The 21,232-nt window shown below is 59.4% G+C and carries 24 protein-coding genes; 13 read left to right on the plus strand and 11 right to left on the minus strand.

Going from position 1 to position 21,232, the window contains the following annotated elements:
- Window positions 1-3 precede the first annotated feature (3 nt).
- Entirely contained in the window at window positions 4-375 is a 372-nt protein-coding gene (locus tag ACQ7C1_RS22395) for a hypothetical protein (RefSeq protein ID WP_210632043.1), read from the minus strand.
- Window positions 376-648: 273 nt separating this feature from the next.
- On the opposite strand from ACQ7C1_RS22395, the gene ACQ7C1_RS22400 reads away from it, so the two are divergent.
- The 3 genes from ACQ7C1_RS22400 to ACQ7C1_RS22410 all read left to right on the plus strand — a co-directional run bounded on the left by ACQ7C1_RS22400 (window position 649) and on the right by ACQ7C1_RS22410 (window position 1,589).
- Entirely contained in the window at window positions 649-948 is a 300-nt protein-coding gene (locus ACQ7C1_RS22400; RefSeq protein ID WP_430959821.1) for a hypothetical protein, read from the plus strand.
- Window positions 941-1,234, plus strand: a complete 294-nt coding sequence (locus ACQ7C1_RS22405) for a hypothetical protein (RefSeq protein WP_430959822.1) — start codon at window positions 941-943, stop codon at window positions 1,232-1,234. Before ACQ7C1_RS22400 ends, ACQ7C1_RS22405 begins: the two co-directional genes overlap by 8 nt.
- A 115-nt stretch (window positions 1,235-1,349) precedes the next feature.
- Window positions 1,350-1,589, plus strand: a complete 240-nt coding sequence (locus ACQ7C1_RS22410; RefSeq protein ID WP_430959823.1) for a DUF6894 family protein — start codon at window positions 1,350-1,352, stop codon at window positions 1,587-1,589.
- Here the strand turns inward: ACQ7C1_RS22410 and ACQ7C1_RS22415 are convergent.
- Together ACQ7C1_RS22415 and ACQ7C1_RS22420 are read right to left on the minus strand one after the other, a co-directional pair.
- Entirely contained in the window at window positions 1,573-2,313 is a 741-nt protein-coding gene (locus tag ACQ7C1_RS22415; RefSeq protein ID WP_430959824.1) for a Crp/Fnr family transcriptional regulator, read from the minus strand. The two genes, ACQ7C1_RS22410 and ACQ7C1_RS22415, sit on opposite strands and share 17 nt — an antisense overlap.
- Window positions 2,314-2,500: 187 nt before the next feature.
- Window positions 2,501-3,874, minus strand: coding sequence for a sensor histidine kinase (locus ACQ7C1_RS22420; RefSeq protein ID WP_430959825.1), 1,374 nt, complete (start codon window positions 3,872-3,874; stop codon window positions 2,501-2,503).
- Between the two features lie 519 nt (window positions 3,875-4,393).
- Here ACQ7C1_RS22420 and ACQ7C1_RS22425 point away from each other — a divergent pair.
- Window positions 4,394-4,831, plus strand: a complete 438-nt coding sequence (locus tag ACQ7C1_RS22425; protein ID WP_430959838.1) for a Crp/Fnr family transcriptional regulator — start codon at window positions 4,394-4,396, stop codon at window positions 4,829-4,831.
- A gap of 77 nt (window positions 4,832-4,908) precedes the next feature.
- On the opposite strand, the gene ACQ7C1_RS22430 is transcribed toward ACQ7C1_RS22425, so the two are convergent.
- Window positions 4,909-5,268, minus strand: coding sequence for a hypothetical protein (locus ACQ7C1_RS22430; protein ID WP_245421409.1), 360 nt, complete (start codon window positions 5,266-5,268; stop codon window positions 4,909-4,911).
- Window positions 5,269-5,357: 89 nt separating this feature from the next.
- On the opposite strand from ACQ7C1_RS22430, the gene ACQ7C1_RS22435 reads away from it, so the two are divergent.
- The 6 genes from ACQ7C1_RS22435 (at window position 5,358) to ACQ7C1_RS22460 (ending at window position 12,884) form a co-directional block, all read left to right on the plus strand.
- Window positions 5,358-6,116, plus strand: coding sequence for a FadR/GntR family transcriptional regulator (locus ACQ7C1_RS22435; protein WP_430959826.1), 759 nt, complete (start codon window positions 5,358-5,360; stop codon window positions 6,114-6,116).
- A gap of 24 nt (window positions 6,117-6,140) precedes the next feature.
- Window positions 6,141-7,115 (plus strand): sialic acid TRAP transporter substrate-binding protein SiaP, encoded by a 975-nt coding sequence (locus ACQ7C1_RS22440; protein ID WP_430959827.1) that lies wholly within the window; start codon window positions 6,141-6,143, stop codon window positions 7,113-7,115.
- Window positions 7,116-7,376: 261 nt separating this feature from the next.
- Complete coding sequence (locus ACQ7C1_RS22445; RefSeq protein WP_097601694.1) at window positions 7,377-7,949, plus strand: TRAP transporter small permease; 573 nt, start codon at window positions 7,377-7,379, stop codon at window positions 7,947-7,949.
- A gap of 4 nt (window positions 7,950-7,953) precedes the next feature.
- A complete protein-coding gene (locus ACQ7C1_RS22450) occupies window positions 7,954-9,360 on the plus strand; it encodes a TRAP transporter large permease (RefSeq protein ID WP_430959828.1) in 1,407 nt (468 codons plus the stop codon).
- A 9-nt stretch (window positions 9,361-9,369) separates the two neighbouring features.
- Complete coding sequence (locus ACQ7C1_RS22455; RefSeq protein WP_430959829.1) at window positions 9,370-10,404, plus strand: L-idonate 5-dehydrogenase; 1,035 nt, start codon at window positions 9,370-9,372, stop codon at window positions 10,402-10,404.
- Between the two features lie 317 nt (window positions 10,405-10,721).
- Window positions 10,722-12,884 (plus strand): adenylate/guanylate cyclase domain-containing protein, encoded by a 2,163-nt coding sequence (locus ACQ7C1_RS22460; RefSeq protein WP_430959830.1) that lies wholly within the window; start codon window positions 10,722-10,724, stop codon window positions 12,882-12,884.
- Between the two features lie 15 nt (window positions 12,885-12,899).
- Here the strand turns inward: ACQ7C1_RS22460 and ACQ7C1_RS22465 are convergent, their stop codons facing one another.
- From ACQ7C1_RS22465 to ACQ7C1_RS22490, 6 genes are all read right to left on the minus strand, one after another.
- Complete coding sequence (locus tag ACQ7C1_RS22465) at window positions 12,900-13,403, minus strand: YHS domain-containing (seleno)protein (protein ID WP_097600140.1); 504 nt, start codon at window positions 13,401-13,403, stop codon at window positions 12,900-12,902.
- 12 nt (window positions 13,404-13,415) lie between these two features.
- Window positions 13,416-14,009, minus strand: coding sequence for an ankyrin repeat domain-containing protein (locus ACQ7C1_RS22470; RefSeq protein ID WP_221164078.1), 594 nt, complete (start codon window positions 14,007-14,009; stop codon window positions 13,416-13,418).
- Between the two features lie 273 nt (window positions 14,010-14,282).
- On the minus strand, window positions 14,283-14,696 hold the full coding sequence (locus ACQ7C1_RS22475; RefSeq protein ID WP_176536326.1) for a curlin: 414 nt from the start codon (window positions 14,694-14,696) through the stop codon (window positions 14,283-14,285).
- A gap of 168 nt (window positions 14,697-14,864) precedes the next feature.
- Window positions 14,865-15,263, minus strand: a complete 399-nt coding sequence (csgH, locus tag ACQ7C1_RS22480; RefSeq protein WP_430959831.1) for a curli-like amyloid fiber formation chaperone CsgH — start codon at window positions 15,261-15,263, stop codon at window positions 14,865-14,867.
- Window positions 15,264-15,326: 63 nt separating this feature from the next.
- Window positions 15,327-15,764, minus strand: coding sequence for a curlin (locus ACQ7C1_RS22485; RefSeq protein WP_430959832.1), 438 nt, complete (start codon window positions 15,762-15,764; stop codon window positions 15,327-15,329).
- 131 nt (window positions 15,765-15,895) lie between these two features.
- A complete protein-coding gene (locus ACQ7C1_RS22490; RefSeq protein WP_430959833.1) occupies window positions 15,896-17,143 on the minus strand; it encodes an alpha/beta fold hydrolase in 1,248 nt (415 codons plus the stop codon).
- On the opposite strand from ACQ7C1_RS22490, the gene ACQ7C1_RS22495 reads away from it, so the two are divergent.
- The 3 genes from ACQ7C1_RS22495 to ACQ7C1_RS22505 all read left to right on the plus strand — a co-directional run bounded on the left by ACQ7C1_RS22495 (window position 17,133) and on the right by ACQ7C1_RS22505 (window position 20,184).
- Window positions 17,133-17,537, plus strand: coding sequence for a hypothetical protein (locus tag ACQ7C1_RS22495; RefSeq protein ID WP_085781361.1), 405 nt, complete (start codon window positions 17,133-17,135; stop codon window positions 17,535-17,537). The two genes, ACQ7C1_RS22490 and ACQ7C1_RS22495, sit on opposite strands and share 11 nt — an antisense overlap.
- A gap of 906 nt (window positions 17,538-18,443) precedes the next feature.
- Entirely contained in the window at window positions 18,444-19,280 is an 837-nt protein-coding gene (locus ACQ7C1_RS22500; protein ID WP_430959834.1) for an alpha/beta fold hydrolase, read from the plus strand.
- 175 nt (window positions 19,281-19,455) lie between these two features.
- Window positions 19,456-20,184: a gamma-glutamylcyclotransferase gene (locus ACQ7C1_RS22505; RefSeq protein WP_430959835.1), complete on the plus strand. Its 729-nt coding sequence runs from the start codon at window positions 19,456-19,458 to the stop codon at window positions 20,182-20,184.
- A gap of 49 nt (window positions 20,185-20,233) precedes the next feature.
- Here ACQ7C1_RS22505 and ACQ7C1_RS22510 read toward each other — a convergent pair whose 3' ends face one another.
- Complete coding sequence (locus ACQ7C1_RS22510; RefSeq protein WP_221128193.1) at window positions 20,234-21,133, minus strand: LysR family transcriptional regulator; 900 nt, start codon at window positions 21,131-21,133, stop codon at window positions 20,234-20,236.
- Window positions 21,134-21,232 lie beyond the last annotated feature (99 nt).

Below are 21,232 nucleotides of genomic sequence, written 5' to 3' on the forward strand. Positions count from 1 at the left end.
GCTTTAGTGATAATAGGACGAGTCCCCTCCGAACAGAGCGGCGATCATCGCGTCCACGTCGGAAGGACGCCCACTGACAACAAAGCCGCCCGGCGGTGTTTCGGATCGCTCGTCATAGGCAAAGATGAAAGGAATCCGCCGTGTCTCCAACCAATCATTTATCCAGAGCATGGCCTCGTCGGAAATCGTCACATCGATGATCACCGCATCGAACAGGAGGCCCTCGCTCAAGCATTCCATGGCGCTGGAGATGACAACGGGGCCGGCGAGCACCGCCTGGCGCGCGATCAACGCCTTTCTTGCACCGTCCGAAAGGAAGCCGGCTTCACCAATGATAAGGATCGTCTTGCCGGCGACCGGACTGAGCGACTTCATGGCGGACGCCTACTGTAATCCAGGTTTTAGGGTGATCATGCTGTTCAATGGCGGTTAGAAACATAGGCGGGTCCGCGCCTGTATCGTGCCTACCATATTCGAGCCTGTCATGCGACGTTCATTTTTCCCTGACCGCCGAACCCTTGCCGGGCCGCCTTGTTCCCCGGCGGTTGGGATCGGGGCGCCGGCCGTGCGATCCGTACGTTTTCGCACCAGCTGTTGAAATCGATGACCCTAAGTTTAGGATCGTCGCATACAAGGGGAGGAACGCGGATGATGCAGCACGCGGGAATCACGAAGCCGCCGTTACAGCCCGACGACGTGGCAATGCTGACCGCGGTCCTTGAAGACTGGTGCCAGGAAAAATCATGCGGGATCGCCAGCCCGGCAGCCGAACATATTGCCAGAGAACTCGTATCCTGGTTCGAATGCGGCATTCGAGACAAGCATAGGCTCGCAGGCCTGATGCGGCATGTGTATCTGGATCCAGAGGACCTGCTCGTCACCCAGGATGCACCGGCCTGCGCACATGTGCGCGAGAATGCCGGACGGGCGGATGGGCACGATGGATAGAACCCGGCAAAGTGCTCCTGTCGCGGCAGGTCATTCCGAACTCGGTTTTGTCGATCGGCAGATCGCTCTGCGACAGATCGTTGCCGATCTTAGAAACCTGCGCGATGGAGTGCCGGACAACTTCGGTCCTTCGGCTTTCGATCGTCTGCTTCGCATGATCGACGCTTCGGTCATATCGATTGCCAAAGCGGATGACGAGGAATGGGAGATCATTCTTATGGAGCTCCTCGATCTTCGCGCGAAGATGACGCGTCTTGCCACTGGCGGCGCCGAAACGTCCCACTGATTTCGACAGCAGGATTTGAAACGAGGATATTGTCGCCGTTGAAGGGCGCCCTGGTTCCTTTCCAAGGAACCTTAAGACAGGCTATGGCATTGATTCTGCAACGATGGGGCGGCTGATGCCAAGATTTTATTTTAATGTCGTTTCAGACACCGGCACGGTCGTTGATCCCGATGGTTCGGAACTGGCAACCATTGAAGACGCCAGGCGCGAAGCCGTTCAGGATGCAAGAGCCCTCATGAGTCAGGCAATTCTTTCGGGAAAAGACATCTCAGCGAGAAAGATCTACATCTGCGACGAACAGGGGACCCTGCTTCTGATCGTGCCTTTCGCCGATACGATCAGGAGTGTCGATTAGTGGGGCGCCGGATCGGCAGACCGATCAAACGTTGATATTCGCGCTCCGGAACGCCGTAGCAGCCGGCTGCGATTTCTTCCAGCCGGTCCCTGTCGAGGATCCTGACATTGGCGCGCGTCGACCTGATCGCTCGAAGACCTTCGATGACGTGCAATTCGTTGGTGACGCCTGCGCGGCGCACGCCGAGCATGATGGCCAGCAGTTCATGCGTCAGCGGCAGGTCGCTGCCATTCAGCCGGTCGTGGCACATCAGCAGCCAGCGGGCGAGCCGCTCGTGCATGTTGTAGCGCCCGTTGGCAAGCGCTGACTGGGCCAGCTGAATGTCGCAGCAATGCATGTATTTGTGGAACAATTCGTTGGCGACCGGAAATTCCGCCAGCACCTGCTTGAAGCTTTTCACCGACACCTGCACGCCGGAGCCGGCGACCTGAACGAAGGTGCGGTTGGGTGTCGTATCCGTTCTCAGCAGGACATGGAGGCCGGACATGCCGTCATGTCCGATGTGACCGACCTCAACGGCTTCGTCATCGCCATTGGCGGCCACCATTGAGGCAAGACCGCCTTCGATGAAACAGACATACTCGTTCGGCTGATCGGCTTCGACCAAAACATGTCTGGCCGGAAGTTCGATCAGACTGCCATCGCCGGTGAGCTTTTGGAATGCCTCGGCCGGCAGGGCCTTCAACAGCAGATTCCGAATATCGCTTTGGTCCGGTACGCGCATGCGCTTCTCCTGGCGGGAGACAGCCCGTGCTCATACCGACGCCTCTTTGGCGGTAATGAGAGGTATATGGGTCACGCGCGCAATGATGACCATCTTCATATAAGTTTTGTACGGTTCTGACAAAAGCCGAGCCATAGTCCCAGGCGCACCGCTTCTGGGATAATTTCCTGCCCGACACGGAACGCTCTCAAACCTCCCTCGGCAGCCTGATCACGAACCCCGTGCCGGGCTCCCGGTTTTCGATGTGAAGCTCGGCCCTCAGTTGCTGCACCAACGCCCGCACGATCTTCATTCCGAGGCTTTTTCCGCCGTTCTCGCCGGACAGCACTTCCGGCGGCAGTCCTCGTCCGTCGTCGGCGATCTCCAGGCAGATCTCGTCGGCAATGCTCCGGGCGCTGACCGTGACGGCGCCTGCTACCTCGGCATAAGCGTGTTTGAAAGCATTGGTTACCAGTTCGTTGACGAGGAGGGCGATCTGAATCGCACGGTCGGCATCGATCATGCATGGATCGGCGACGACCGACACCGTGTGGCCGGAGGTCGATTGCTGCAGGCGTTGGCAAAGGCTGGACAGGAAATCGGCCAGATCCACCGTTTCGATATCAGGCTGGCGCCACAATTGGTCGTGCACCTGGGCAATGGTTCCGACTCGCGCTTCAGCATCCCGAAGCGCCTGTCCGACCTCCTCCTGTTTGGTCGAACGGGCCTGCATGGCGAGCATGGCCGCAACCAGAGCCAGGCTGTTCTTGACGCGATGGCTCATCTCCCGCAGCATGATCTGCTGATGCTCGTCGGCGAAATGCCGCTCGGTATCGTCCCGGAGCACTTTGAGAAAACCGGCGCGCTGGGCGCGCAGCGGCATGGTCAAGCCGCTGCCCCAGAATGTCGAGCCGTCCTTACGCAAGTGAAACCGCTCGTTCTCGGCGCGGCCGCGCTCGGCCGCCGCCTCCATCTCGCGCTCCAGCGCGCCCTCTTCGCGGTCCTCGGGAACGAACAGGATGCGGGCGTCGCGACCGAGGATCTCGCTCTCCTCGTAGCCGAAGATGCGGCAGGCGCCGGTGTTCCAGCTGATGATCCGCCCATCGCGGCCGAAGGCGAAGATCGCATAGTCGATCGCGCTTTTGAGAATAAGCTGGAGGCGCTCTTCGCTGGCGCGCCAAGCTTCGTCCTCATGCAGCATCTGCGTTCGGTCGCGGACGATTTTCAGAAGGCCATAGGTCTCGCCGGCATCGTTGCGAAGCGGCATCATCAGTCCCGAAGCCCAGAACGAACTGCCGTCCTTTCTCACATGCCAGCGATTGTCGTCGGCGCGGCCGGTGGTCAAGGCAAGCCTGATCTCCTTAAGCATTGCCCCGGCAAGCTGATCTTCGAACGTAAAGATCACGGCACCGCTCTGTCCGATGATTTCGGATCCCGAATAGCCGAAGATTTTTTCGGCACCCGCGCTCCACGTCATGACAGTGCCATTGCGATCCATTGCAAAAATTGCATAATCGCGGGCGCTCTCAACGATGTGCCGATAGATTTCAGTCTCGTTGCTCGGGAGGGGATATTGATCCATGCCAGCGCGCGCCCCGCTATTGCCGTCGACTACATTAGCACTTGCTACAGGAAATTTCTCGGGCGCGTGCGGTTGCGTACAAAACTCCTCCACGAAGCCTTCTGCCGATCATCAGAGATAAGCCTCAGCGTCTTGCAATCGGCCATTCCGGGGTTCATAATTTTGCGTAGGGCTGAGCGCATCTGTGGTGCTGACGGCCGAGAGACAGTGTCCTCTTGCCAAACAAAGGGCAGAGTGATGCGAGCGTTCGAAAGCGAAAATCTCATTCTGTCGCAGTTGGCGGATCCGGAGCTTATGGCTCTGGAGCGCATGCTGGAACCGCTTCTTCTTCCGCGCGACTTCGAGCTCGTGCATTTGGGCATGCCGGTCAGCCATTATTATTTCCTGGAAACCGGCATTGCTTCCATGGTGGCGACGAGCCCCGAGGGCAGGAAGGCCGAGATCGGCGTGCTCGGCAGGGACGGGATGTCGCCGCCGCCCCTGACGGTGGACGCGGAGCAGTTTTCATTCGACGTCATGATGCAAGTTGGCGGTCACGGGCGCCGTGTGGAAGCCGGCGCCCTGGCATGCTTCCTCGCCGACCGGCCCACCGTCCGCCGGCTGCTTTTGCGTTTTCTCCATAGTTTTTTCGCGCAGGTCGCCAACACCGCGCTGTCCAACGCCGTTCACAAGATCGACGTTCGTCTGGCGAGATGGCTTCTGCTGTGCCATGACCGCCTCGATGGCGAAGAGATTGAAATTACGCATGAATATATGGCCACGATGCTGGGAGTCCGCCGCTCCAGCGTCACTGATGCCTTACACATCCTGGAGGGCGAGCATCTCATTTATTCCACCCGCGGCCTGGTAATCATCCGAAACCGCGCATCCCTCGAAGCCTTCGCTGCAGACGCCTACGATGTCCCTGGCATCACAGGACGCAGCTGGCCGGGCCCGGCTGAGGCGCTGAGGCGCTGAGGCGCTGAGGCGCTGAGGCGCTGAGGCGCTGAGGCGCTGAGGCGCGTCTCGCACCGGAATCGACGATCTCTCAAGCGTCACTTTCCCGGCAGATCCTTTTCGGTCGTCGCAGCCGCCGGAAGGTTGTTCTGCGACCCCTCTCTATCGGACGCGCGCAAAGGAGCCGTGGGCGCCTTCTGAACATAGATGCCGAGTCCGAGCGCGCCGATGGCCACCACAAAAGCGCCAGCGATGGCTGCAACCGATCGTCGCCCATCCTGCTTGATCATTCCGAAAGCAAGAGCAATTCCGAGAAGGGCAGCCCCTCCCGATACCGCAAAAAGCCAGAGAAAATTCATCATCATGCTCCCATGTCGGGCCCGAACCCGTGACGGGGTTGAAGGTTCCCACGGTCGTTGGCGCGGGAACGATGCCAGTTGGAATTTCATGCGGCGCATTGACGCACAACTCCCACGGTGCTACCTCTGAAATTGGTCAGGCCAGTTGACCAGCTGCGCGCTTGAGGAGAAGCCGCCGGGGAGGCCAGATGTTTTTGCCCGTTGAATCGCGCCGCCTCTACAGGCAGGTAGCGGATCAAATTCGTTCGATGATTGCCGGAGGCGAGCTTGTCGTCGGTCAGAAGCTGCCGGGCGAGCGCGATCTCGCGGAGCAACTGTCGGTCTCACGCCCGACCGTGCGCGAAGCCCTGATCGTCCTGGAGGTCGAGGGCCTCGTCAACATCCGCATGGGCTCAGGCATCTATGTGGTGCGCCGTCAGGGCGTCAGCATGGCGACAAGCGAAAGCGAGCCGGTGGAGGGGCCTTTCGAACTGCTGCAGGCACGCGCCATCATCGAATGCGCCATAGCCGAAGAGGCGGCAACCCGGGCCAGGCCTGAAGACATTGCCGTGCTTGACGAGGCGCTGATGCGCATGAGCGGCGGCGTCAACGATGCGGCGACGGTGCTCGCCGCCGACCGCGCCTTTCACACCGGCATTGCCGCCATTGTCGGCAATTCGACGTTGACCCGCGTGACGGGCGAGATGTTCGACATGCGCATGACTCCCTATTTCGCGAAGCTGGCCAGCCATTTCGAGGGGCCGACGACATGGCGCAGCGCCGTCGATGAGCACCGGGCCATCCGCGATGCAATCGCCGCCGGCGATGCCGCCGGCGCGAAGGCTGCAATGCGCAGCCATCTCACCCTATCGCAGAAGAGATTTTCCGAGAGCTTCGGGGAGGAGTTCTCGGGAGAGGAGGAGCGCGGCCGCGACAAGGCGCCCGCGAAAGGAACCACCAAGACTTAAACCCGAGCACGGGAGGAGAGCGCAATGAAGAGCAGACTAGCAACGATACTGTGCACCGCAGCCGCGATCATGGCGATGACGGCGGTTGCGCATGCCCAGACCGTACTGAAATGGGCACATGTCTATGAAACCTCGGAGCCCTTCCACACTGATTCCGTCTGGGCCGCGGAAGAGATCGCCAGGCGTACCGACGGGCGCTACAAGATCGAGGTCTATCCGGCTTCGCAGCTCGGCAAGGAAGCCGACATCAACCAGGGGCTCAAGCTCGGTACGGTCGACATCATCATTTCTGGATCGAGCTTTGCCGCACGCGACTACAAGCCGATCGGCGTCACCTACTTCCCCTATATCTTCCGCAACCCCGATCATCTGATCGCCTATACCAAGAGCGACGTCTTCAAGCGTCTTGCCAAGGGTTATGAGGACAAGACCGGTAACCATATCGCCGCCGTCAGCTATTACGGCACGCGCCACACCACCTCCAATAAACCGATTGCCAAATGCGCCGACATGCAGGGCCTGAAGATCCGCGTGCCCGACGTTCCGGCCTATCTCGCCATGCCGCGAGCATGCGGTGCCAACACCACGCCGATTGCCTTTGCCGAGGTCTATCTCGCTCTGCAGAACGGGACGGTCGAGGCGCAGGAAAACCCGCTGACGACGATCGAGGCGAAGAAGTTCTACGAGGTCCAGAAAAACATCATCCTCACCGGCCATATCGTCGATCACCTGAACACCGTGATCTCGAAGCAGCTGTGGGCGAAGCTCTCCGACGATGACAAGAAGATATTCGGTGAAGTGATGCAGCAGGCAGCCGAGCGCACGAGCAAGACGATCGCCGGCAAGGAAAACAGCCTGGTTGCGACCTTCAAGGAGAAGGGGCTCAACGTCGCCGAGGTCGACAAGAGCGATTTCGAGAAGAATGTGATGGAAAAGGTGAAGTTCGAAGACTTCGGCTACGAGAAGGCCGATTGGGAAGCGATCCGGGCGATTCAGTAGGAGCCTGAGAGCGCGGCCAGCCCCTCATCCGGCTGCCGCCACCTTCTCCCCGCGCGCGGGGAGAAGGGACAAGCCGCACCCTTCCGCTTCCCCCTTACGCCTCGCAGGGCAAGTCCCCTCTCCCCGCCGGCGGGAAGAGGGTTCGGGTGAGGGGCAGCCTTCGGCACGAACAGGGCAGCAGCGGCACAAGGCTTGCCAACAATATGAAGGTCGCGCCGCCACACGCCGCGCCCATCTTCTCAAACCGGAACAAGGCCGATCATGTCGCAAGAAATTCATACGCCAATCACGGCCGAGGAAATCGGCCACGAATTCGAAGGGCACGCGCCGACCGCACATGTCGCAGACTATGCTGTCGAGGACTGGATCACGTTGATCGTCTTTTGGCTGATGGCGGGCTGCGTCTTCCTGCAGTTCTTCACGCGTTATGTGCTGAATGACAGCTATGCCTGGACCGAGGAAATCGCCATCAACTGCCTGATCGGCGTCGTCTTTCTCGGCGCGGTCATGTGCGTGCGCACCTCGCGGCATATTCAGGTGGATGTGTTCTATCACTATATGCCGGCAGGGCTGGCGCGCGTGCTCGCAACCTTCGTCGATATCGTCCGCATCGGTTTCTTCGCCTATGGCTGCTATTTGATGTGGCGTTACGTCGACATCGTCGCCGACGAACAGATGGTCACCATCGACCTGCCGCGCAACATCGTCTTTTACTCCGTTCTCGTCGCCTTCGTGCTGATGCTGATCCGCGCCGTGATCGTCTTCATCGCCAATCTGCGCCGTGGCTACTCCGTCCTGGAGCGCCCGGAAGAATTTCAATCCGTCGAAGGATGACCCGATGCTGCTGCTTCTTGGCTCGTTTCTGCTGCTGATGCTGGTCGGCGTGCCCGTCGCCATCTCGATGGCCGTCGCCTCCGTGCTTTACATCGTCCTTTACGGCGTGGCGCCAGACATCATCGTCGCCCAGCGCATGATCGCCGGCGTCGAGAGTTTTCCGCTGCTCGCCGTGCCCTTCTTCATCCTGGCCGGCAATCTGATGAATTCCGCCGGCGTTACCGGCCGTATCTATTCCTTCGCGGTCGCTCTCGTCGGCTGGATGAAGGGCGGGCTGGCGCAAGTCAACATCATCGGCTCCGTCATCTTCTCAGGCATGTCCGGCACCGCGCTTGCCGATGCGGCCGGCATCGGCACGATCGAAATCAAGGCGATGAAGGACCATGGCTATCCCGTCGAGGCCGCTGTCGGTGTCACGGCGGCCTCGGCGACACTCGGGCCGATCTTCCCACCGTCGCTGCCCTTCGTCATCTACGGCATGATGGCGAACGTCTCGATCGGCGCCCTCTTCATGGCCGGCATCCTGCCCGGCGTCGTCATGACGCTGCTGATGATGATCACGGTCGCCGCCTTCGCCTACCGCAAGCGCTGGGGTTCGGACGCGCCGTTCGATGTGCGCCAGCTCGTGTCGGCCGGCATGGAAATCCTGGTGGTGCTGATGGTGCCTGTGGCGATCTATCTGATGATGCGCGCCGGTCTCTCGATGAATGCCGCGGCGGGTATAGCCCTTCTGGTGCTCCTGACGCTCGACTGGTATTTCGGCTTCTCCGCCGTCATGGCGCTGATGACGCCGGTCATCCTGATCGGCGGCATGACGATGGGCTGGTTCACGCCGACGGAAGCCGCTGTCGCCGCCGTGCTCTGGTCGCTGTTCCTCGGCCTCGTACGCTACCGCACGATGACGCTCTCGACGCTTGCCAAAGCCAGCTTCGATACGATCGAAACGACGGCGTCGGTGCTCTTCATCGTCACGGCCGCTTCGGTTTTCGCGTGGCTCTTGACGGTCAGCCAGGCCGCGCAGCTGCTTTCCGATGCGATCCTGTCGATCACCGACAATAAATGGGTTTTCCTGATCCTGGTGAACCTGCTGATGCTCTTCGTCGGCTGCTTCCTCGATACGATCGCCGCAATCACCATCCTCGTGCCGATCCTTCTGCCGATTGTCGCGAAGTTCGGCATCGATCCCGTTCAGTTCGGCCTGATCATGACGCTGAACCTGATGATCGGCTTGCTTCACCCGCCGCTCGGCATGGTGTTGTTCGTGCTGTCGCGGGTCGCGAAGCTTTCAGTCGAACGCACGACGATGGCGATCGTGCCGTGGCTGGTGCCGCTGTTCCTGGCGCTGATCCTGATCACCTTCATTCCCGCCGTATCGCTCTGGCTGCCGCAGCAGCTCGGACTGTTGAGATAGGAGGATAGGATGCAGACGCGTCTGGCGCGGCTTTACCAGAAGGGCGATCTCAGAGTCGAAATGGACACGGTTCCGGCTCTCGGTCCAGGCGAGGTGCTTCTCAAGATGGCGGCCGCGGGCATCTGCGGCTCCGACCTGCATTATTATCAGGACGGCGGCTTCGGGCCGGTCAGGGTGCGCGAGCCGATCATTCCCGGCCACGAGGCCTCGGGGAGGGTGAACCAAGCGGGCGAGGGGGTCGATCTCAAAGCCGGCACACTGGTCGCAGTCAATCCAAGCCAGCCTTGCGGCCATTGCGAATACTGCGTGACGGGGCTGCCGATCCATTGCCTCGATATGCGCTTCATGGGCAGCGCGATGCGCCTGCCGCATGAGCAGGGCATGTTCCGGGAGTGGCTGGTGGTGCCGGCCCGGCAATGCTTCGAAATGGGAGCCGAGACGACGGCCGCGGAAGCGGCCTGCACCGAGCCGCTTGCCGTCTGCCTGCATGCCGCATCGCGCGCCGGCGAGATATCGGGCAAAGGCGCCCTCGTCACCGGCGCCGGCCCGATCGGCTGTCTGATGGTTGCCGCCGCGCGGTATCACGGTGCGGCCGAGATCGTCGTGACCGATCTCGCCGATGCGGCGCTGGAGCGGGCGAAAGCGATGGGCGCCAACCGCACGATCAATGTTTCCGGGGATGCGGCAGCGCTTGGCAAATTCGAGGCGGGCAAGGGCTATTTCGATCTCGTCTTCGAATGCTCGGCCGCCGCACCGGCGATCCGGAGCGCAATCGCCGCCATCCGGCCGCGCGGCACCCTCGTGCAGGTCGGCGTCACGGGCGAGATCCCGGTCCCGCTCAACGTCATTGTCAGCAAGGAGCTGCATATCCACGGCACGCAGAGGTTCCACGAGGAATTCGCCACTGCCGCGAGGCTGATCGCAAGCCGCAAGATCGATGTCCGGCCGATCATCAGCCACAGTCTACCCTTGGAAGAAGCCGCCGCCGCCTTCACACTTGCCGGCGACCGTACGGCCGCTTGTAAGGTACAGCTTACGTTTTAGCGGCGTGATACTCGCGTAGATTGTCACCGTGTTTCAACCATTCCTTCTCGTCAGTCGCTTGCGCGGTCATATCCCCATCAAAAGAAGATACAAATCCTGTCCTGTCGCAAACATGTCCCATATCAGATGATATTTTAATCAACCGAAATGGTGGGGCGTCGGTTCGAATCGGCTCAACTGCAAAAGCTATCTCGCAATTCGTCAGGGCGCATCACGAACGCGGGCCAAATTAGCGAAAAGACCGGACTCCTGTGCCAGCGCCTCCTCGGTCGTGGTAAGATGCTCAGCTCCCTGTATCGAAAAGGTGGGGCAGAGAAATGGATAGGCGTCTCGCCGCGATACTCTCCGCTGACGTGGTAGGCTATAGTCGTCTCATGGGAGTGGATGAGAGCGGCACGTTTGAGCGGTTGAAGGCCTGCCGTCGGGAGCTGGTCGATTCCGCCATCGAAGAGCACCATGGCCGGATCATCAAACTCATGGGTGATGGCGCGCTCGTCGAATTTGCCAGCGTTGTGGATGCGGTTCAATGTGCGACCGAAATCCAGCGGAAAATGCCCAGCAGAGACCAGGGAGTTTCCGAGGAGCAGCGCATTCGATTTCGCATCGGGATTAATCTCGGCGACATTATCGTTGAAGGCGACGACATATATGGCGACGGCGTCAACATAGCCGCCCGTCTGCAGGGAATTGCCGAGCCTGGCGGAATTTTCATATCTGGGACCGCATTCGACCACGTTGCGCACAAGGTTGACGTCGGCTTCTCGGCACTCGGCGAGCATCGGCTGAAAAACATAGCGGATCCGGTTCGCGTCTATCGCGTTCTGCTTGGCCCGGGGCACACTGGCACGGTCGTCATTTCCAGTCGGGCAAGGTCACGAGGCGTGGCGCTGTTGGCGCTCGCAGGACTGTTGATCGTTGCCAGTGCGGCTGTCGTCGCTTGGCAATGGCCCCATAAACAACGCGCATCGATCGCAGTGCTACCCTTCGCCAACTTGAGTGACCAAACCCAGGATTACTTCGCCGATGGCATTACCGACAACCTGATTACCGATCTCACCAGGTTGTCGAAGCTTGATGTCATTTCCCAGAATTCCGTCTTCGCCTACAAGGATAAGCCCCACTTGCTGGCAGACATTCGTCGCGATCTCGGCGTGCGCTTTGTCGTGGAGGGCAGTGTGCAGCGAATGGGCGACCTGATGCGTGTCAACGCGCAACTGGTTGACACTGTAAGCGGCGATCATCTGTGGGCCAATCGGTTTGATCGCAGCGGGGCGGACGTGTTTGCTGTCCAGGATTCGATGAGCCGCCAGATCGCCGATGCGCTCGGTCTGGAACTCACCCCCTCCGAGGCAGAGCGAATTGCCCGTCCGCCGACCGCCAATCTCGAAGCTTATGATTATTATCTGCGTGCCGAGCAGGCGGCCCGTACCGGACGTCGTTCTCGGATGCTGGAGGCATTGGCGCTTTATGACAAGGCCGAGGAACTCGACAACGGCTTTGCTGAAGCATTCGCATCCGATGCGCATGCGACGGCCTTTGTCTGGCGAAGCGCATATGACGACGTCCTCCAGAGTGCCCTGGCGCGAAAAAGAGCCTACGATAAGGCAAGTCGAGCACTCGCCCTCGATCCTGAACTACCGTCGCCATATGCAGTCCTCGCTATCATGCAGGTCGTGGACCGACGTTATGACCAGGCGATCGCCTCGGCACAGAAGGCCGTGTCACTTGGGCCCGCCGACGCCGAGGCCCATATGGCGGCCGCATATGTTCAATCGGTAACGGGCAACCACGCCGACGCTACTGCGGCGGTCGATAAGGCGCTCAGGTTCGATCCGAACCCGTCCGCTGTCGACCAGTATACGGCGGGTATAGTTTTTTATCTGCAACGAGACTACGAGAGGGCGATAGACAGTTTCAAACGCGCAGGCTATGGCTCCCAGGGGAACGGCGAGTTCGTTACCCCTCTCGCCATGGCCTATGTCCGCGTCGGTCGCATTGATGAGGCTCGAGCGACTGTCGCCGAGGCCCAACGTCTTATGGGGGGGCGTGACTGCCTCGCGTCATGGCGGCTCGGCAATGCCCATTTCAGGGACCAGGATTTGGCATTTATGCTGGACGCGCTACGCGAGGCGGGGCTGCCGGAATGGCCGTTTGGCTTCCAGGGGGACGAGCAAAATCGGTTGCAGGGTGCCGAGATCGCCGCCACCGTCATGGGCAAGCTTCTGCAGGGAAAGACCGAGCCGTCCGAAAGCCCTGCGCTGATGCAAGTCCAACTGGACGGAAAGGCCGCATTCCGCTCGGCGTCCCAGATGATGACCGAGAAAATTTCTGTCAAAGGGAACCTGCTTTGCGAGCAAAGTGAAAACGCATTTGGTCGAGCCGATTGCGGTCCGGTCTATAGACACGTAAACCTTGCCGGCGAAACCAGCTATGCTTACGTAAATTCGACCAAGGTCTTTTATTTTTCACCTGCCCAATAGGCGCTTGCCAGTCCGTCAGTGATACTGATCCCGTTCGAGATCGGCCGCGACCTTCGGCCATTTGGCGTCGGCCCGGGCCACAGTGTCCGCCGGATGCGCGGCAAAGTCCTCCGCATCAGCCTTGTCATACATCAGGTAAAGCTTGCCTTCGACAATCTTGAAGGCTTCCGGATCGATGTTGACCGTGACGGACCCGCCACTCACCTCGCCCGTGCAGTAGCCGCCGTACTGGGGCGCGTATTTAAGCGGTTCGCTCATGAACATCTCCCGATGTTTGGCATTGGCGAAATGCCATGGCGTTCCCATCCATTCGTAGGAGATTTTTTCCGAGCCTTTCGTCGCTTTGCCTTCGGTAAAGTAGGCGACGGTATCGTACCCCATGATGGCGACACCGCCGAAGTAGCCCGTATTTACCGAATCGTCGGCTATGGCCGGCGATCCACCGACAGTGCCTGCGACAGCCAGACCGATCGTTACCAAACAGCGACCAATGCAGTATTTCCCGTATCCAACGTGCATCTTCGCCTCCTGTTATTCGTGGATTTCCACGCATTTAGCGTAATTTCCCTCACCCAGGACGCTGGCCGGAGGACATGCCACGCCATGGCGCTTGAAGAGGCGCACGATATCGAAATTGCCTTTCCACATGGCCCTCGTTATCGGCGCGTAGCCGTGAACCTCGGCGTGGGTGACGTCAGCCCCCTGGTCGAGCAAAAATTCTGCGAGGAGGACGTGGTTCTCTTCGCCCGCAACCATGAGCGGCGTAACGCCCGCCTTGTTGGATGCATCGTCGAGAATTGCTCCGCGCTCCAGAAGCAGCTTGGTAATCGGTACGTTACCGGAAAATGCCGCGGCGTGAAGGGGTGTGAAGCCGCCTGAATTCCTCGCCATAACGTCGGCATTCCTGCCTATCAACAACTCGGCGACGGCAAGCTGATTTTTAAGGGCGGCGGTGATGAGCGGGGTCGCCTGGTCCCGAGTGCGGCGGTTGACATCGGCCCCCGAAGCCAGAAGCTGTTCCACGGCGGCGGTGTTGCCCGCTGAAACGGCGTCGAACAAGGGATCATCCGCGGCCGCCACTGTCGCAGACAAAAACAACGCTACCGATGTAAGGAACCGGCGCATGGCTTCACCTTGGAGATTTCCCGCAGCATAGCACGCCGTCGGCACTTCGGCTACTAGCACCTGCAGCGGCCGCCCTGACGACGCTTATCGTTGGGGCGATGAAGAAGGAAATTTCCGCCTCTTCCAGGTCAGCACTAACTAGGCGGGAAATTTCCCGATCTATAGCCAGTGCGTTCAGCAAATGGTGTCACATTGGTGCGTCAATGTGGGGGTATTCGCTTTAAAATGTGGACGCGAGCAACCGCAGAGCCACTGCCCGGCTTGTGAACTGCCTTACCAGCCATAGCTGAAGGTAGCGCCACTGCCGTTATCCCCATCTTGCACCACGTCGGTTTCAGTATTTCGCCCATACTGGAAAATGCCATAGGCATTGTTGTTGCCGTTCTGCCGCAACGTCGCGGAATGACCATTGCCCCGTTGCCTGACAAAGCCGAGGTTGCCGCGGCCAGCCTGAGCGATACCAGCCGCGTTACCCCGACCCAGCTGCCTGATGTCAGCGTCTTTCAGACCGCGGTAGAGCGAATAGACGCGCAACCCGGTTGAAAAAAGTCCGGCATCCCGCGCATTGTCCGGTGCGAGGTTGAATGAGATCCGGCCGCCGGCATAGGCTGGCGCAGACAAGGCTACTTGGCCGAGGTTCCCAGCAAGAAGGGTGACGGCAAGGATCTTAAACAGGTTGCGGGTCATTCTGATCTCCATTTGCGGCTGCCTCAGCCGATGATCAACTTTCACATCTTGCAGCTGAACCCAGTCGGAATCGCCCGTTCAGTTGTCGTTCAGTCGCTTCGGCCCGGTAGAAGCAAAAGGACGCCGGAAACGGCGCCCTTTAGGAAAACTGGAGAATGTGGAGGCCGATTAGTTGCCGCCGATCTGCTTCACGCAGCTGAAACTCTCATCCCCGACGACGACGTCCAGCGTGGCTTTGTATTTGGCTCCTTTCGAGTCGAGCGAGACCGAACCAAGGATTGCCGCATGTCCCTCGACTGCATCAAAATCGCCACTCTGGTTGATCGTGGAGCTTCCGCCGCCTCCCACTTTTTCGACATGGAAGGTGTAAGTCCCGCCGACATGCATGTCGGCGTGGACGAGCGCGTCCAGTCTCACCATACCTGCCCCAGGGGTTGCTTTGATTTCGCAAAGCTGCACCCGGTCAGATTGGTTGGCTTTCGTCATGGCGGAAACCGCGCCGACGGGAAGCAGGACCAGCGCGAGAATCGTCATCACGCGGTGCGGATGTTTGATGCTATTTGGCATGGTCGTTTTCCCCTGATGGTCTGCTGTTGCGATCTTGACCTCTTTTACGTCACGTGCAGGCGCCTAAGGGCAGGCCTGGACGAAGGCCGCGACATTGCCGTTGCCGCCCTGGCTGACATTCGCGCTGCAGCCATGGCCGACTTGAACGCCGGCCGCGATGTTGCCATTACCGTCCTGAGTAAGAATGGTCGTGTGGCTGGAGCCGAATTGGCCAATGCCCGCTACGTTGCGGTTGCCGCGCTGATAGGTGGCGCCATAGTTGTCATTGCCTTCCTGACCGACAGCTGAAAGATTATGATGACCATATTGACGGCCGAGAATCCGGTTGTAGCCACCGTTCTGATAGGTTCTGATCCGGTTTCCGTATCCTTCCTGTGCCCCACCGGCAGAGTTCGACCAGCCATATTGTTCCATACGAACATCATTGGCCATGGCGGGGGCTGCGGCGGCAATGCCGACGAGAGCGACGAGTGCGGTTGCAATGATAGACGTGCGGATCATGAATATGTCTCCTCAGGCGGATAAGACCGCGGTTGAACGTCTTTCTTCTAGACGCTCTCTTCGGAACGGAAGCTGAAGACACCATTCAGTCGGGGTTCATTCGCGGAGATCGGCGCCCCTTCGCGGCCAGATCACCCTATTCTGCCTACTCGAGAGTTCAGGCGAGGGGTAGGTGAGCCCGCCCACGCGACACCAGCCAAATTCCGCTCAGACGGTTGCTGTGCTTGCTCCCTCGCAAGGTCGCTCAGCATCTGTCGGGCTACGGCTGGCACAACATGATGTGGAAGGTGGCCGACGCCCTCGATCACCCTGAGCGTCGGCCTCGGATGCTTCTGCCGAAGCCCATTGATATGCCAGGCCGGCTGAACTATGCGGTCCTCCGAACCGAACAGGACGTGTAATGGAAGATTGCCGGGCAGCTTCGGCTGAAGTTCCATGTCTTTGTTGAAGGCCCGCAGCTCGTTAGCCATTGTTTCAATTGCGCCCGGATTAACCATATGAGCGGCGGGCAATACCGACAGGTGGGGAGGCAAAGGGTTTGGAAAGGACGACGATCGCAGACCACGCTCAAGAAAAAACGCTGCCCATCGGCTGATTATGTGCTGGCGGATCAATGAGCCCACCACCGGGGCGACGGATGCCCGGAGGATGGGCAGCGGTTTCGGTGGGACGGGCCTGCAGCACGGCGAAATCAGAAGCAATCCGTTCACCAGCTCCGGCCGGCGCGCAGCCAACTGAAGTGCCGGCGCGCTGCCGATGGAGTGGGCTACGATCGAGACGCAATGCAGGTCCATTGCATCGATCAGGCGCTCAAGCCAAAAGGATTGGCCTATCGGTCCTCGTTCAGCGAGAGGAAGAGGGCTGCTGAAACCGTAGCCCGGGCGATCCGGGGCTACCATTCGGAACGGGCTCTGAGCAAACGGAAGCAGAACCTCTTCAGCCAGGCTCCCACAGCCATGGAGGACAACGATCGGCCTGGCGTTCAAGTCGCCGCTCTCCAGAACATGCACCTGGTGCTTGTCAATCTGGTGAATCGTTCCGACCCGGGGGCGAAATACCTGCTGCTTCAACATGATCCAACAAACGCCCGCGGTTGGTTCTCGGTTCCGCGACGCTTGTGGCTTAGTTCGACCAACCTGTTCTAGGCGGAGCGTGCCTGCGGCAAGCCGTTGTAACAAGTTCCCACTGACACTGCCATCAGGATTAACCTGCTCGCCCCGCAATGTTGTTCTAGTGTCGCCTGGCTTCCCGGCAATATTTCCATTCTGATATCGACGACAGGGCTGGCGCTCCAAAGATCCTCTGATGCGCTCTTTCTCAGAAGCTTGAAAACATGCTAAGTTTCGTCGGCTACAGAGGGGAAAACCAATGCCACGCATCGCAAATCTTTACTTCAAGACCGCCATCATTTTCCTGATCGCCGGTATCTCGGTCGGCCTTCACATGTCGATTTCAGGTAACCACGCACCGACCGGGGCCCATGCCCACGCCAATCTGCTCGGCTGGGTCACCATGGCGCTCTTCGGCGTTTACCACGCGCTCAATCCACACAAGGCCGAGAAGCGCCTGGCGATGATCCAGTACGTCGTCTATACCTTCGGTGTCGCGGTGCTGATCCCGTCCCTCTATCTGCTGCTTTCCGGAAACATGGCAATGGAACCGATTGTCGCCATTTCCTCGCTCATCGCCTTCGCCGGCGTGCTGATGTTCGCCGTCATCATCTTCTCGGGCAGCGAGGCTTCGAGTCGGGCCGGCGTCTCCCGGGCGAGCTGATCCAATCGGGAAAGAGCGACGATCTCGGTTGCCAAGTTGCATGTTCGAATTTTCTTAGTGCATCTCCTGCTTTTGCACTGAGAATTATCGGGAGTTTCGGGCCTGGCTTGGCAACCGTTGATCGACACTGTCAAACGCGGGTCGCGCCAGGTTGCGAAGGCTTGGATTGAGCCGATCGCTGTCACATCGGCTCCGCGAGGGCGGAGATCTCCTAGAATGCACTGAGGCCCATTCAGCAATCCGATCGCTAGGACATGAACGCGTTCGTGCCTGACGGCAGGCTGCGATTCGTTCGATCGGAAGTGAGCGCAGCTCGTTCGGATCGATAAGCTCCTCGCAAGCCTGGCTGTCTCAGTGCTTTTTCAAACCTTGTAAAGCTCATCGAAGTAGGCGCAGATCGGCCCGATGCGGCGGTGCAGATCAAGAAGATAGGTTATTGCAGCGGCGTGACAGGGGTCATGAATTTCTGCATGGCCTGAATGACGCTGTCGGCGGCGAGCGTCTTCACGTCCTCGCCGATCAGCCCCGGCGACACTTTTGGCACCGGGCTCATCTTGCCGTCCGCCGCCTGCTTCAGGAAAAACAGAGGGCCTCACGACGGGAGCACGTCAGGCCCGGGCCAGACTTCCCATTATTTCACGCGACGCAATAAACTCGCAATTATTCCCGTAATTGTGGATGTGAGGATATGACGGCAATATTACCCCTGTCAGACGAACACAAGTCAGCTGAAGTTTTCAATAACGAAATCGCAGGACGAAGATGACCCAACCTCGCCATTCCATGACCCGCCGAGACGCGCTGTTGTCCATAGGCGCCGCTGCAGCAGCCATGGCAAGTTCACACTCTCTCAGTTTCGCAGACAATGCGGCTCCCATCATCAACCCAATCGAAGGATCCAAGAACATGCCATATGTAACCACCAAAGACGGAGTCGAAATCTTCTACAAGGATTGGGGCTCTAAGGATGCCCAGCCGATCATGTTCCACCATGGATGGCCGCTGTCGTCCGACGACTGGGATGCGCAGATGCTGTTTTTCCTGTCGAAAGGTTTTCGCGTCGTCGCCCATGACCGGCGTGGCCATGGCCGATCCGCCCAGGTGGCCGACGGTCACGATATGGACCATTACGCAGCCGATGCCTTTGCCGTCGTCGAGGCGCTCGACCTGAAGAATGTCGTCCATATCGGTCATTCCACCGGTGGCGGCGAGGTCGCCCGTTATGTGGCCAAGCACGGCGAACCTGCCGGCCGCGTCGCCAAGGCGGTTCTCGTTTCGGCCGTGCCGCCGCTCATGCTCAAGACAGAGGCCAATCCCGAAGGCCTGCCGATGGAAGTGTTCGACGGTTTCCGCTCGGCACTTGCCGCCAACCGCGCGCAGTTCTTTCGCGACGTTCCGACCGGGCCGTTCTACGGCTTCAACCGCGAAGGCGCCAAGGTGCAGGAAGGCGTGATCCAGAACTGGTGGCGTCAGGGCATGATGGGCGGCGCCAAGGCCCATTACGATGGCATCAGGGCCTTCTCCGAAACCGACCAGACGGATGACCTGAAGGCAATCACCGTTCCGACGCTCGTCTTGCATGGGGAAGACGACCAAATCGTTCCGATTGCGGACTCTGCGCTGAAGTCGATGAAGCTTCTGAAGAAAGGTTCGCTGAAGACCTACCCGGGGTTTTCGCATGGCATGCTGACCGTGAATGCCGACGTGCTGAATGCCGACCTGCTGGCCTTTGTCCAGGCCTGATCGGTCCTGGCGACGGGTGCGGCCTCCCACGCACCCGTCGCCTCACGAAGATCCACAGGCGATCGGCGCGCTACCCTCTTCGATAGAAACAGTCCCCGTTAAATGATCAGGCGACCCCCAAGAACTGCCGGATGCGATGGTCCTTCGGCGTTTATCTCGTTGAAATAATTGCCACATGCGAAAAACAAGCGCCGCCAAGACACCGGTACCTGTTGCCATGCAACTGACCCCGGACCTCGTAGCCAAAACCTTCAAGCCGGTCGAGGACGAGGGCCCAGAGCCTAACTGGACTCCAATCTCGGGTCAGCGACTCGATGAACTCGTCAGCAGAGTAGAGCGGGAGGCTGGTGACGAGGAGATATGGGTGTTCGCTTATGGGTCTTTGATGTGGAACCCGGGCTTCGAAGCAGCGACAAGTGAAGAAGCCATTGCCTACGGGTGGCATCGTGCGTTCTCGTTGAGGATAGAACGGCTAAGGGCCACCTCCGATGCGCCGGGTCTGATGCTGGCGCTTCGGCCGGGAGGGAGTTGCTCTGGCCTCGTCCTGAAGCTCCCCTGCGCCACGAAAAGGCAGGATCTGCGTACGCTTCTGGCTCGCGAAATCCGATATGCCGAGGTGTGCGACATGGTGCGATGGGTTTCGGTCGAGACACCGACGGGTAGACGCCGCGCCCTCACATTTTGGGCGAGCACGAAGCGATCACGGCTCACGGAGAAGATACCGCTCGATGACGCCGCAGTGTTGATCGCTCAGGCATGCGGACCGGCGGGATCCTGCGCGGAATACCTGCATCGGACGGTCTTGAATCTGGCAGACCGGAACATCTTCGATCGAAACCTGTGGCAGCTACAGCAAATCGTCGCCGCAAGACTAAGGGCGCTTTCACAGGACGGCTCGATCTGAGGAAGGTGTAAGTCTCCTGAGGATCCGTGATGATGCGTGGCGGTGTACGTCAATCCAGCATGACCATCTGCGCCGCGACTTGCTCTTCGAAGAATTTCGAGAATGAAGCGATGCGTGGTGGAAGGGCTTGGTACGGCGGGTAAAACAGCGTCAGCCACAGGTCAGGCGGCGCCCATCCCTTGAAGACGTGGACGAGACGACCGCTCCTGATGTGATCGGCGATGTTGAATCCTGGGAGCAGTGCGACACCTGCACCGTCGGCGGCCATGTCCGCCAGTACCTCGCCACTGTTGGCGCTGAAGGCCCGACCTGCCGAGATCGTGATACTTGAGCCACCGTCGGACAATAGCCAGTTCTCGCGCCGGCTTTCGCCGCTATAGGCGAGGCAGTCGTCTGGCTTTAGTTCGTTGGGATGTTGCATCTCGGCGAAACGGCTCCCCGGGGCCGCGACCAGGATACGCGGCACTACCCTGATTTTTCTCCAGATCGTGTATTTGTCCGAAGGCTGTGATGAGATCCGGATCGCCAGATCGTAATCGTCATCGACGATATTCACTAAACCGTCGGACAAGGAGATCTCAAAGCTCATCTTCGGATAGCGTTCCTTGAAACCTGACAGGATCGGCGGAAGCACGGTCTTGCCGAACCACGTCGGCGCGCTGATCCGCAGCCGCCCTTCGTCAGCCTTGTGTGCATTCATAACTTCGCGGCGCGCTTCTTCCAGCGTCTTCACCGCTGGCTGGATCTGCGCGGCGAAGATTGCGCCGTCAGTCGTCAGCGAGACTTGCCTTGTCGTGCGCACGAAAAGCTGCACGCCAAGTTCCGCCTCGAGTGCTGCGATCGCGCGTGTGACGGCTGCCGGCGTCATGTCCAACTCGCGGGCGACCTGGGCGAAATTTCGTTTTTCGGCAGCGAGCAGAAAGGTTCGGAGAGCTTTGTAGTCGTTCATCTCATTGTTTCATAAACTGCAATTCAATCGAGAGGAATATTGCAATACCGGATGGCGATCAACGGGCTTAGTTTTGAAATCAACAGTTTCAACGCCCAC

Origin of the sequence: Rhizobium sp. Nf11,1 (genome assembly GCF_050587665.1) — a bacterium.
Lineage (GTDB): Bacteria > Pseudomonadota > Alphaproteobacteria > Rhizobiales > Rhizobiaceae > Rhizobium.